The organism is Curtobacterium sp. MR_MD2014 (assembly GCF_000772085.1).
Taxonomy (GTDB): Bacteria; Actinomycetota; Actinomycetes; order Actinomycetales; family Microbacteriaceae; genus Curtobacterium.
In genome coordinates, this window is record NZ_CP009755.1 from 965174 (window position 1) to 977568 (window position 12395).

The following is a 12395-nucleotide window of genomic DNA, read 5'->3' on the forward strand; positions in this document are numbered from 1 at the left end:
GGTCGGGTGACTCGCACCTGGGGCTGGCTCGCAGCCGTCGTCGACATCGTCCTCATCGTCGCCTTCGCGCTCATCGGGCGGTCCTCCCACGCCGAGGCCTCGTCGCTCACCGGACTGTGGACGACGGCGTACCCGTTCCTGGCCGGCTGGCTCGTCGGGTACCTGGTCGTGCGCGGTTGGCGGCGTCCGCTCAGGGTGTGGCCGACCGGTGTGGTGGTGTGGGTGGCGACGGTCGCGATCGGGATGCTGCTCCGCGTGCTGACCGGGCAGGGCGACGTCGCGGGGGATCCGCTGCCCCTGTCGTTCGTCATCGTCGCGACGATCTCGCTCGCGGTCTTCCTGCTGGGGTGGCGGCTGCTCGCCGGGCTCGTCCTCCGCACCGGGCGGCGGGGTCGCGGGCGCGCCTGAGCAGTCGCCGGCGCTCGTCGCCGTGGAGGGAGCCCCGTCCTCGTCGCCCGCCCGAGTCCCGCCGACGAACGCTCCAGTGCCGGGTCGACGGCACTCGGCGCGCGCCGACACCGCTCTCGGCCAGTTCTGTGCGGTCGCACAGTCAGCGGTCGCCGGCGCTCCCTAGGGTGGCACCGACGGACCCTCCCGACCGGGGCGGACCGCACCGAAGGAGCAACGACATGGGATTCCTCGACCGACTGCTCGGCCGTCCCGAGCGCGACCGCGACCAGCAGGGCGGGTGGGGCCAGCCGCAGCAGCAGCCGCAGCAGCAGCAGGGCTACCGGTACGGACAGCAGTCGTACCAGGTGCCGCCCGTCCAGCAGGGACAGCAGTACGGGACCCCGCAGGGCCAGCAGTACGGCGGCCAGCAGTACGGGACCCCGCAGTGGGGCGGTCCCGCTCAGCCCAGCGGCCAGCACTACGGCGGCCAGCAGTACGGCGGACAGCAGCCGGGCGGACCGCAGGGTGCAGCGTCCACCGACGACGAGCGCGCCGTCGAGCGCTACCGCTACCTGCTCCGCACGGCGCCGCCGGAGCGCATCGAGGAGGTCCACGCCGAGGCCTTCGCGACCCTGACGCCCGAGCAGCGTCGGATGGTCTACGACGAGTTCACCCGCAGCGCCCCGGACGGCGAGGCCCCCCGCGGGGACGACCCGCGGTCCCTCGCCCAGGCGGCGACCCGCTCGGAGATCCGGCAGCCCGGCTTCATGGAGCGCTCGCTCGGCGGCATGAACGGCGGCGCGGGAGCGATGGGCCAGCGCGGTGGTCCGTCGTTCGGCCGGATGATCGGCGCCTCGATCCTCGGCACGGTCGCCGGGTACGTCATCGGTTCGGCGATCATGAGCGCCTTCCTGCCCGACGCCGGATCGTTCGACGGCGGTACCGATGCTGCGGGCGACGGCGGTTCGGAGGACACTGGTGCCGACTCCGGTGACGGCGGGGCGTCCGATGCGGGCGCGTCCGACGGCGGCGGGTACGAGAACGCGGGCTGGGACGACGGCGGCGGAGACTTCGGCGGCGGCGGCGGCGGCTTCGGCGACTTCGGTGGTGACTTCGACGTCTGAGTGACGTCGTCGCTCCCTCCGACCCCACACCACACCGACGTGGCCGACGAGGGAGCGACATGGCCATCATCGAAGCCTCCGGGCTGACCAAGACCTACCGATCGCGCTCGGGTCCGGTGCACGCGCTGGCCGGGCTCGACCTGTCCGTCCCCGAGGGCACCGTCACGGCGCTGCTCGGTCCGAACGGCGCGGGCAAGACCACCACCGTGAAGGTCCTCACGACGCTCGTCACCCCGGATTCCGGCCGGGCGACGATCGACGGCGTCGACGTGGTCGCCGATCCGCAGGCCACCCGGCGGTCCATCGGTGTCTCGGGGCAGTACGCCGCGGTCGACGAGAACCTCACCGGGGCCGAGAACCTCGAGATGATCGGCCGGCTGTACCACCTCGGTCGACGGGCAGCGCGGCAGCGGGCGCGCGAACTCATCGAGGTGTTCGACCTGTCCGAGGCCGGAGACCGACCCGTGAAGGGCTTCTCTGGCGGCATGCGTCGGCGCATCGACCTCGCCGGTGCGCTCGTCACGAACCCGCGCGTGCTGTTCCTCGACGAGCCGACCACCGGACTGGACCCCCGGAGTCGCCTGGCCCTCTGGGCGATCATCGAGGGCCTGGTCGGCGACGGCGCCACCGTGCTGCTCACGACGCAGTACCTCGAGGAGGCCGACCAGCTCGCCGACGACATCGCCGTGATCGACGACGGACGGGTGATCGCCGAGGGCACCGCCGACCAGCTCAAGGCACAGGTCGGTGGACACCGTGTGGTGGTCACCCTGGTGGACGAGGACGACCGGGAGGCCGTGGTCACCGCCCTGCGCCGCCACGGCGTCGGGGACGTGGAGACGTCGGCCGACGGGCGCACCTCCGGCATCGCGGTCGAGGCCGGACCGCAGGCGCTCCAGCGGGTCCTCGCCGACCTGGGCGAGGCGGGCATCCGGCTGCACGACGCCGGCATGCGACGCCCGACGCTGGACGACGTCTTCCTGCGCCTCACGGGACACGCCGCCACGGCGGACGAGGAGGACGCGCCGGACGGTGGCGGCGGGGCGGGCGCGGGACGTTCCTCCCGGCCGGGGCGACGCGACACGGTGGGAGCCACGGGGGAGACGAACGACAGCACCCCGGAGCGTGTCCGGTGACCGCCGTCGGCGCGTCGCGGCAGCAGCTGCCGGTGGTCGTGACCTCGCCCGTCGCGATCTGGTTCGAGGACGGCTGGACCGTCACGCGACGGAACCTGACGAAGATCAAGCGGTCCCCGGACATGCTCGTCTTCGCGGTGCTGCAGCCGATCATGTTCGTGCTGCTCTTCAGCCAGGTCTACGGCGGGGCGATCCAGGTGCGGGGGACCGACTACACGCAGTTCCTGATGGCGGGGATCTTCGCGCAGACCGTCGTGTTCGGGGCGACCTTCTCGGGGTCGGCGATGGCGCAGGACCTCAAGGAGGGCCTGATCGACCGCTTCCGGACCCTGCCGATGTCGGCGTCGGCGGTGCTCGTCGGGCGCACGAACTCGGACCTGGTGCTCAACGCGATCTCGATGGTGATCATGATGCTGACCGGGCTGGCGGTCGGGTGGCGGGTCGGGTCCGCACCGCACGAGTTCCTCGCCGGGGTCGGGCTGCTCCTGCTCTTCAGCTACGCGTTCAGCTGGGTGATGGCGCTGCTCGGGATGAGCGTCCGGACGCCGGAGGTCATCAACAACGCGTCCTTCATGGTGCTGTTCCCCCTGACGTTCATCTCGAACGCCTTCGTGCCGAGCGAGACGATGCCGCTCGTGCTGCGGGTGTTCGCCGAGTGGAACCCCGTGTCGTCGCTCGTGCAGGCCGCACGGGAGCTGTTCGGCAACGTCGGCACGGCTCCCGTCCCCGACGTCTGGACGATGCAGCACCCGGTCGTGACGGTGCTGATCGGGATCGTGGTGCTGCTCGTGGTGTTCGTGCCGCTGTCGGTGCGGAAGTACACCAGGATCAGCGCGGGCTGAGGCGCCGTCCACAGACCCGGTCGTGGGGTGCCCGAGGGTCGTCGGGACCGCTTACCATCGACTCTCGTGACCGCGACCGAAGCCGAGCGTGCCGCCCAGGGCGGCGCCACCGGGCGACCCTCCGACCGCAGCGAGCGGCTGCGCCGCTGGATGCTGCACGGAGCCGACCAGGGTGCCTCGCACCAGGGCCCCCACCAGGTCGAGGTCGAGAAGACCCACTCGTGGTGGCGGGTCATGTGCCTGACCGGCGTCGACTACTTCTCGACGCTCGGATACCAGCCCGCCATCGCGGCGCTCGCCGCCGGGCTGCTGTCGCCCATCGCGACGATCGTGCTCGTGCTCGTGACCCTGTTCGGCGCCCTGCCCGTGTACCGACGGGTCGCGTCGGACAGCTTCAAGGGTGCCGGCTCGATCATGATGCTCGAGAAGCTGCTGCCGTGGTGGGCCGGGAAGCTCTTCGTGCTCGTGCTGCTCGGGTTCGCCGTGACCGACTTCATGATCACGATGACGCTCTCGGCCGCCGACGCCACCGCGCACATCGCCGAGAACCCCTTCACGCCGCACTGGTTCACCGAGATCCCGGTGCCGATCACGCTCGTGCTGCTGCTCCTGCTCGGCGTCGTGTTCCTCCGCGGGTTCAAGGAGGCCATCGGCATCGCCGTCGGGCTCGTCGCGGTGTTCCTCCTGCTCAACGCGGTCGTCGTCGTCGTGGCGCTGTGGCACGTGTTCGAGCGTCCCGTCGTCGCGAGCGACTGGTGGTCGAACCTCACCGCGCAGCACAGCAACCCGCTCGTGATGATCGGGATCGCGCTGGTCGTGTTCCCGAAGCTGGCGCTCGGCCTCTCCGGCTTCGAGACGGGCGTGGCGGTGATGCCGCAGGTGCGCGGCGGGGCCGGTGACGACCCGGACGGCCGCCCCGAGGGACGGATCCGCGGCACGAAGCGCCTGCTGACGACCGCCGCGATCATCATGAGCACGTTCCTCATCACGTCCTCGATCGCCACGACCTTCCTCATCCCGCAGCAGGAGTTCCAGCCGGGCGGCGGCGCGAACGGTCGCGCCCTGGCGTTCCTGGCGCACGAGTACCTCGGCAACGTCTTCGGGTCGGTCTACGACGTGTCGACGGTGGCGATCCTGTGGTTCGCGGGCGCGAGCGCGATGGCCGGCCTGCTCAACCTCGTGCCGCGCTTCCTGCCCCGCTACGGCATGGCGCCGCAGTGGGCGCGTGCGACCCGGCCGCTCGTGATCATCTTCACGCTCATCGCCTTCGCGATCACGATCATCTTCGAGGCGAACGTCGACGCGCAGGGCGGCGCCTACGCCACGGGTGTCCTCGTGCTCATCACCAGCGCGGCCGTCGCGGTGACGCTGTCGGCTCGGCGGCGGCAGCAGAAGAAGCGGACGATCGGCTTCGGGGTCATCGCGGTGGTGTTCGTCTACACCACGGTCGCGAACGTCATCGAACGTCCGGACGGTGTCCGCATCGCCGCGGTCTTCATCATCGCCATCGTCGTCGTGTCGCTGGTGTCCCGTGTGCGGCGGTCGTTCGAGCTCCGGGCGTCGTCGATCGAGCTGGACGCGACCGCCCGGCAGTTCATCGAGGCCGACGCCGACCAGTTCAGCTCCGTCTGCATCATCGCCAACGAGCCGGGCGCCGGGACCGCCGAGGCCTACCGGTCGAAGGGGCGCGAGGAACGCCGCGACTCGGGCATCCCCGCGCGCGTGCCGACGATGTTCCTCGAGGTGCTGCCAGCCGACTCGTCCGACTTCGAGGAGGACCTGGTCGTCGAGGGACACGTCGTGCAGGGCCACCGCGTCCTGCGCGTCCGGTCCGGCAACGTGCCGAACACCATCGCGTCGACGCTGCTCGCCGTGCGGGACATCGCCGGCGTCGTGCCGAGCATCTACTTCGAGTGGAACGAGGGCAGCCCGATCCAGAACGCCCTGCGCTTCGTGTTCACCGGGGTCGGCGACGTCGCCCCGGTGACGCGCGAGGTCCTGCGCGAGGCGGAGCCGGACGTGCACCGGCGGCCGACCGTCCACGTGTCGTGACCGACCCGGCGGCGGCCGACGGTCCACGTGTCGTGCCCGACCCGGCGGCGGTGGGTCGTGCCTCCCGTCCGGTGGGCGGCCCCGTGGCGGTCCTCGTCGCCGCCGCCGTGTGGGGGACGACGGGGACCGCGACCCACTTCGCACCCGGCGTTCCCGCGTTCGTCTTCGGTGCGGTCACGTTCGGTCTCGGCGGGCTCGTCCTCGCCGCGACGACGGGTCGCTCCGCGCTGCGCGCGGTCGTCCGACCCGGTGCACGGAGCTGGGTGCTGCTCGGCGCGGTCTCGCTCGTCGTGTACGCGGTCGCGTTCTACGCAGCGCTCGCGGACGCGGGGGTCGCGCTCGGCACGACGGTGGCCATCGGGTCGTCGCCGCTCTTCGCGGGCATCGTGGAGTGGGCGGCGGACGGGAGGCGCGTCACCGGTCGCTGGGTCGTCGCCACCCTGGTGGGCGTGGTCGGCATGGTCGTCGTGACGCTCGCGAGGACGGCGGCGCCGGGCGACGGGTCCCTGCTGCTCGGGCTCGGCAGCGCACTGCTCGCCGGACTGACGTACGCCACCTACTCGTGGGCGGTCGCGCGGGGGATGCACGCGGCGACCCGGCCTGCCCCGGTGCCGCCGGCACTGCCGACCGCCGTGTCGGGCAGTGCGGCCGGTGCCGGCGGGCGCGGGGTGGTCGGCGCCGTGTTCGGGCTGGCTGCCGTCCCGCTCGTGGTGCTCGCGGCGGTCGCGGGACGTGACGCGCTCGTCGTCGGGGCGAACTGGCCCGTGTTCGTGTACCTCGCGCTCGTGCCGACGGTGCTCGGACACTCGCTGTACGCGGTCGGGCTGCGGCGGGTCAGCGCCTCGGTCGCGACACTGCTGTCGCTGTTCGAGCCCGTGGTCGCCGCGGTGCTCGCCGTGCTCGTGGTCGGCGAACACCTCGGCGGTGCCGGGTGGCTCGGGGTCGCGCTCGTCGTCGTCGGCCTCGCGCTGCTCGCGGTCCCGCGACGGAGCGGCCCGCCTACTTCGCGGTGATCTGGTCCCGCACCTTGCGGCGGAGCACCTTGCCGATCATCGAGCGCGGCAGGTCATCCACCACGACGATGCGCCGCGGCACCTTGTAGGCCGCGAGCTGCTCGCGCGACCACGCACGGAGCGCCTCGGCGTCGAACGACGCCCGGTCCTTCGGCACGACCGCCGCGACGACCTGCTCGTTGCCGCCCTGCGTGATGCCGACGACGGCGACCTCGCGCACGCTGGAGTGCTTGAGCAGGGCGTCCTCGACCTCGGACGGCGAGACGTTGAAGCCGCCGGTGATGATGAGCTCCTTGAGCCGGTCGACGATGCTGACGAAGCCGTCCGCGTCGATCGACACGACGTCACCGGTGCGGAACCAGCCGTCGGGCGTGAAGACCTCGTCGGTGGCCTCGGCCTTGCCCCAGTAGCCGCGGAACACCTGCGGGCCCCTGACCTGCAGCTCGCCGGCCTCGCCCGTGCCGAGCACCTTCGTCTGGTCGTCCGGGTCGACCACGCGGGCCTCGGTGGACGACAGCGGCAGTCCGATCGCGCCGAGGCGACGCTCCGGGGAGACCGGGTTCGCCATGAGGACGGGGGAGCACTCGGACAGGCCGTAGCCCTCGACGAGGTAGCCGCCGGTCCGGGCCTCCCACGGCTCGACGACGCTCTGCGACAGCGGCATGGCGCCCGAGATGCCGATCTCGATGCCCTGCAGCGACACCTTCGCCGAGTCCGCCGCGTGCTGCAGTCGGGTGTAGATCGGCGGCACGGCCGGCAGGAACGTCGGCGGGTGCTTCTTCATCGCCTTGAGGACGAGTGCCGGGTCGAACGCCGGGAAGAGCACCAGCCGCGAGGCCATGCTCATCGCGAAGGTCAGGCACAGCGTCAGGCCGTAGGCGTGGAACATCGGCAGCACCGCGTACACCGTGTTGTCGCCCCGGCGGATCGTCGGGACCCACGCCCGTGCCTGCGCGGCGTTGGCGAGCAGGTTCCGGTGGCTCAGCACCGCACCCTTCGGCACCCCGGTGGTACCGGACGTGTACTGGATGAGCGCGACGTCGGTGGTGGCCGGGCGCGGGTGACGCTTCGACAGCTTGCGCGTCGAGACGAGGTCGTCCCACTTCGTCGTGCCACGCACGCTCGTGGTGAGCTTCGCGCGCGACTCGCGGGCCTTGGCCACCGGCAGCGACAGGGCGATACGGGTCGCACGGGGCATCGCGCGCGTCAGGTCGACGGAGACGATCGCGTCGAGGCGCAGGTCTGCGGGGAAGTCCTGGAGCGTGGAGACGGACTTGTCCCACGCGATCGCGACCTTCGCGCCGTGGTCCTCGAACTGGTGCCGGAGCTCGCGCGCCGTGTAGAGCGGGTTGTGCTCGACGACGATCGCGCCGAGTCGGAGCACCGCGTAGAACGCCACCACGTGCTGCGGGCAGTTCGGCAGCACGATCGCCACCCGGTCGCCGGCACCGACGCCGAGCTTCCGCAGGCCGTTCGCGGCCCGCAGGATCTGCTCCTGCAGGTCGGCGTACGACGTCGTCCTGCCGAAGAACTCGAGCGCCACCTTCCCCGGGAAGCGGTCCGCGGACTGCTCCACGATGTCGGAGAGCGAGCCCGTGGGCTCGTCGATGTCGTGCGGGACCCCCGGGGCGTACGAGGCAAGCCAGGGACGAGGCGTGTCGATGCTCACTCGGCCAACCTACCGGCGGAGCCGTGCTCGTTGTCAGGGGCACGACGGACGATGGGTGCATGGCTTCCGTGTCCGACGCGTTCCGCTCCCGCCTCAACGACACCTTCACCAACGGCGCGACCGAGCGTCCCGCCTGGATCGACGAGCTCGAACAGGGCTCCGACGCGGGCTTCTTCGGCCCGGGCTCCGCGACCTGGGCCGTGCACGGCGGCAACCACACCGTGCTCGCGGGGGTCCGGGCGCTGCTCGTGCAGGCGCTGCACCCGGGGGCCCTCGCCGGGGTGGCCGACCACTCGCGCTACCGCGAGGACCCGTTCGGCCGCCTCGCCGGCACCATCCGGTGGATCTACACGGTCTCGCACGGCGACACGCAGCAGGCCACGCACGCCAGCCAGTGGGTGCGGAAGCTCCACGAGCGGGTGGTCGGCGAGTACGTCGACGGCCACGGCGTGACGAAGCCGTACGCCGCGAACGACCCCGACCTGGCGCGGTGGGTGCACCTCGCCTTCACCGATGCCTTCCTGCGGAGCGCCCAGGTGTGGGGCAAGCCCATCCCGGGTGGTGCCGACGCCTACGTGCGCGAGTGGGCGGTCGCCGGGCGACTGATGGGGGTGGAGGACGCTCCGGAGTCGGACGCCGAACTCCGAGCACAGATGAACGGGTACCTCGACCGCGGCGAGCTCAAGGCCGACGCCCGGACGCACGACGTGGTCCGGTTCATCAAGGACCCCCCGCTCGCCAGGCTCCTCCGACCGGGCTACCGGGCGTTGTTCGACGGAGCGGTCGCGTCGCTCGACCCGCGACACCGGTCGATGCTCGCGCTGCGGACGCCCGGGGTCGGGCCCGTGCAGCTGCCGGTGCGGCAGGTCGCCGGCGTGGTGCTCGACGGCATCGGCGCGGTGCTGGGGACGACCCCGGGCACCGAGCGCGCGGCGCTCGTCCGGATCGCCCGGTTGGAGCAGGAGTCGCGTCAGGACGCGACCGCCTGAGCGGTGCGCCGTCCGTGCGGCGTTGCCGGACTGACTGACCTGACGGACGGGAGGCGCGGTGCCAGCTGGCACCGCGCCTCCCGTCCGTCGTCGGGTCGCGTCAGAAACCGGACGGCACCCGCGGGGTGTAGGCGGACTCGAGTCGCGACACCTCATCGGGCGTCAGCTCCATCGCGACCGCCGCCACCGCGTCGTCGATGTGGTGCTCCTTCGTCGCGCCGATGATCGGCGCGGTGATGGCGGGCTTGCCGGCCACCCACGCCAGGGCGACCTGCGCCATGCTCGCGCCGCGGGCCTCGGCGACCTGCTGGACCGCGTCGACGACGGCACGGTTCGCGTCCTCGTCCTGGCGGTACAGCGTCTTGCCGAACTCGTCCGTGTCCGAGCGGCTGCCCGAACCCTGGGCGTCCCACGGGCGGGTCACCTTGCCGCGGGCCAGTGGGCTCCACGGGATGACGCCGACGCCGGTCGCCTGCGCGAACGGGTGCATCTCGCGCTCCTCCTCACGCTCGAGGAGGTTGTACTGGTCCTGCATGCTGACGAACTTCGTCCACCCGTGCAGCTCGGCGGTGTGCTGCATCTGCGCGAACTGCCACGCCCACATGCTGCTCGCGCCGATGTAGCGCGCCTTGCCGGCCTTGACGACGTCGTGGAGCGCCTCCATGGTCTCCTCGATCGGCGTGTGCGGGTCGAACCGGTGGATCTGGTACAGGTCCACGTAGTCCGTGCCGAGCCGGGTCAGCGAGGCGTCGATCTCGTGCATGATCGCGGCTCGGGAGAGCCCGGCGCCGTTCGGACCGGGGCGCATGCGGTTGAAGACCTTGGTGAAGACCTGGACCTCCTCCCGCGGGGCGATCTCCTTGAGGAGCTGCCCGGTGATCTCCTCGCTCGAGCCGGCCGAGTAGACGTTGGCGGTGTCGAACGAGGTGATGCCGGCCTCGTAGGCACGGCGGACGAACGGGCGGGCGTCGTCGATGTCGACGCTCCACGGGTGGGCACCCTGGTCCGGCTTGCCGTAGGACATCATGCCGAGGACGATGCGGCTGATCTCGAGGCCCGTGCGCCCGAGGCGGGTCGTGCGCACCGAGGACCCGGCGGCGTCGGGGGCGTCGGTCGAGGCGGTGGTTCCGGTCGTTCCGGGGGTTCCGGTCGTTCCGGGGGTTGCGGTCTCTTCGGCGGCTCCGTGGCGTCCGTGGGCGTCGGTCGAGGCGGTCGAGCGGGCGTTGTCTGCTGCGTTCGTGATGGCTCCTTCGTCGATTCCGCCCGCCGGGTGTCCGGCGGGCGGTTCCTGTTGGATGAGTGCTGTCATCGTCATCGTCGTCGTGTCGGGCCGTCAGCAGTCAGGCGTCCGGCCTGCCGAACGACGAACGGGCGGATATTCCTCGCGTGCGCTCACGCTGCCGCTGGTTCCGCCCACTGGCGTGCTGCCGCCGATTCCGTCCCTCGGTGTCGAACGGGCGGAAAGACGCGTCAGGCGTTCACCCTGGCATCGCGACCTGTGACCGCGAGCAGGCGGACCTGCAGCGGCGCATCGTCGTCGACCTCGACCGGCGCGGCGTACAGCCCGGTCGCCGCGAGGTCCTGGATCTGCGGCTCGAAGTACTCCCACACAGCGCGGACGAGTTCGTCGGGCAACGCTTCGTCGGTCCCCGTCGCGCGCGCGAGGTCCCACGTGTGGATGGTGATGTCGCTGGTCTGCTCGGTCAGGTACTCGTCTGCACGGACCACGTCGGTGCTGAGGTGCACGGGAGTGTCAGCGGGCGCGTTCTGCCATGCGCTCGAAGCTGCCGCCGCGAACTTCGCCCACTCGTCGACGAGGTCCTGCCCGATGGGTTCGAGGTCCGCCTCGGCCTGCGCGTAGTCGCACCCCGTCAGGAGCTTGGGGATCCATCGCTGTTCGTCGATGACGTGCGTCACCAGGTCGCGCGTGGTCCACTCCGAGTCGGGAGTGGACGCTTCCCAGTCGGTCACTGCAGCGACGCGGCGTCCGAACTCGGCTGCGGCGAGGGACTGCAGCGCGATCCAGTCGGTGGCCATGGTGGTGCTCCTCTTCGGTCGGGGCGGGTGCGAGGTGCAACGGGACCGACGGACGGGCGATTCCCGCGCTGAACAGGCGACACGCTACGCCCGCTCGCTAGTTCTGTGCGCGTGCGCGGCAGTGCTCGGTGTCGTCTGCGGGCCGAGGGCGGTCGGTCATCGCGACGGTCGGGCGGATCCGGCGTCGAGGTCGAGCCGGCAGCGACGGAAACACCCGCTCGTGCTCGGGCGGGCGGAATCGGTACGCGGCGGCGGGGACGGCTGCGGGAACGGCCCGCTCGTGCCCGAGCGGACGGGATCGGCGGATGCAGGGCAACGGCTGCCACGGGAAAGGCCCGCTCGAGTTCACGGGCGGGCGTCCGGCCGGCTCACCGATCACGGACCGGGCCATCGGGAACGCGGAACGGCCCGGCTCCGTGGGGGAGGAGCCGGGCCGTTCTCCGGGTACTGCAGGTACTTCGTTCGGTGTCCGCGGCCGTCGTCCCCGCGCTCGGGCGGGGCGACAGCCGTGGTTCAGTGACCCGGAGGTCAGGCCGCCTGGAGGACGAACTGCACGTCGAGGTTGATGGTGACGTCGTTGCCGAGCGTGAAGCCGCCGGCCTCGAGCGCCGCGTTCCAGTTCACGCCGAACTCGGTGCGGTCGATCTTCGTGGTCGCCTCGGCGCCGAGCTTGACCTGGCCGTAGCCGTCGGTCGTCACGCCACCGAACTCGGTCTTCAGCGTGACGTTCTTGGTCACGCCGCGGAGCGAGAGCTCACCGTCGATGAGCATGTCGTCGCCGTCCTCGCGGATGCCGGTCGACTTGAAGGTCATCTGCGGGTGCTCCTCGGTGAGGAAGAAGTCACCGGTGGCGAGGTGCTGATCGCGCTGCGCCTGGTTCGTGTTGATGCTCGCGACATCGATCGAGGCCTCGAGGGTCGTGTCGAGCGGGTTCTCGGCGGTGACGAGCGTCGCGTCGAAGCGCTCGAAGGAGCCCTTGACCTTGCTGATCGCGAGGTGGCGAACGGAGAAGGTGACCTCGGAGTGGGTCGGGTCGATCTTCCAGGTACCGGTCTGGTAGCCCGGGATGGCGGAGGCGTTGAGCGTCATGGTGACTCCTTACGAGAGCGTTGGTCTGCGGTTCCCGACCAGGCGAGCATCTTC

At 71.5% G+C, this 12395-nt stretch carries 11 protein-coding genes; 7 read left to right on the top strand and 4 right to left on the bottom strand.

What is annotated here, in order from left to right; translation table 11 throughout:
- The first annotated feature begins 6 nt into the window (after nt 1–6).
- The 6 genes from NI26_RS04490 (at nt 7) to NI26_RS04515 (ending at nt 6557) form a co-directional block, all read left to right on the top strand.
- Nucleotides 7–408 carry a DUF3054 domain-containing protein gene (locus NI26_RS04490; RefSeq protein ID WP_066652973.1) on the top strand — a complete coding sequence of 134 codons (402 nt, stop codon included), beginning with the start codon at nt 7–9 and terminating at the stop codon, nt 406–408.
- Nucleotides 409–629: 221 nt separating this feature from the next.
- A complete protein-coding gene (locus NI26_RS17140; RefSeq protein WP_235426511.1) occupies nt 630–1514 on the top strand; it encodes a hypothetical protein in 885 nt (294 codons plus the stop codon).
- 59 nt (nt 1515–1573) lie between these two features.
- Nucleotides 1574–2650 (top strand): ATP-binding cassette domain-containing protein, encoded by a 1077-nt coding sequence (locus NI26_RS04500; protein ID WP_081984714.1) that lies wholly within the window; start codon nt 1574–1576, stop codon nt 2648–2650.
- A complete protein-coding gene (locus NI26_RS04505) occupies nt 2647–3492 on the top strand; it encodes an ABC transporter permease (RefSeq protein ID WP_066652975.1) in 846 nt (281 codons plus the stop codon). Before NI26_RS04500 ends, NI26_RS04505 begins: the two co-directional genes overlap by 4 nt.
- Nucleotides 3493–3642: 150 nt before the next feature.
- On the top strand, nt 3643–5544 hold the full coding sequence (locus NI26_RS04510) for an amino acid transporter (protein ID WP_235426593.1): 1902 nt from the start codon (nt 3643–3645) through the stop codon (nt 5542–5544).
- Nucleotides 5541–6557, top strand: a complete 1017-nt coding sequence (locus NI26_RS04515) for a DMT family transporter (protein ID WP_066652979.1) — start codon at nt 5541–5543, stop codon at nt 6555–6557. The genes NI26_RS04510 and NI26_RS04515 overlap by 4 nt, the downstream gene beginning before the upstream one ends.
- Here the strand turns inward: NI26_RS04515 and NI26_RS04520 are convergent.
- Nucleotides 6544–8226 carry a long-chain-fatty-acid--CoA ligase gene (locus tag NI26_RS04520; protein ID WP_066652982.1) on the bottom strand — a complete coding sequence of 561 codons (1683 nt, stop codon included), beginning with the start codon at nt 8224–8226 and terminating at the stop codon, nt 6544–6546. The two genes, NI26_RS04515 and NI26_RS04520, sit on opposite strands and share 14 nt — an antisense overlap.
- 59 nt (nt 8227–8285) lie before the next feature.
- Here NI26_RS04520 and NI26_RS04525 point away from each other — a divergent pair, with 59 nt between their 5' ends.
- Nucleotides 8286–9215 carry an oxygenase MpaB family protein gene (locus NI26_RS04525; protein ID WP_066652984.1) on the top strand — a complete coding sequence of 310 codons (930 nt, stop codon included), beginning with the start codon at nt 8286–8288 and terminating at the stop codon, nt 9213–9215.
- A 100-nt stretch (nt 9216–9315) separates the two neighbouring features.
- On the opposite strand, the gene NI26_RS04530 is transcribed toward NI26_RS04525, so the two are convergent.
- The 3 genes from NI26_RS04530 to NI26_RS04540 all read right to left on the bottom strand — a co-directional run bounded on the left by NI26_RS04530 (nt 9316) and on the right by NI26_RS04540 (nt 12341).
- Entirely contained in the window at nt 9316–10299 is a 984-nt protein-coding gene (locus tag NI26_RS04530) for an aldo/keto reductase (RefSeq protein WP_066657884.1), read from the bottom strand.
- A 386-nt stretch (nt 10300–10685) separates the two neighbouring features.
- Complete coding sequence (locus tag NI26_RS04535) at nt 10686–11252, bottom strand: TIGR03086 family metal-binding protein (RefSeq protein WP_066652986.1); 567 nt, start codon at nt 11250–11252, stop codon at nt 10686–10688.
- A 528-nt stretch (nt 11253–11780) separates the two neighbouring features.
- Nucleotides 11781–12341, bottom strand: a complete 561-nt coding sequence (locus NI26_RS04540) for a YceI family protein (protein ID WP_066652989.1) — start codon at nt 12339–12341, stop codon at nt 11781–11783.
- Nucleotides 12342–12395: the final 54 nt, after the last annotated feature.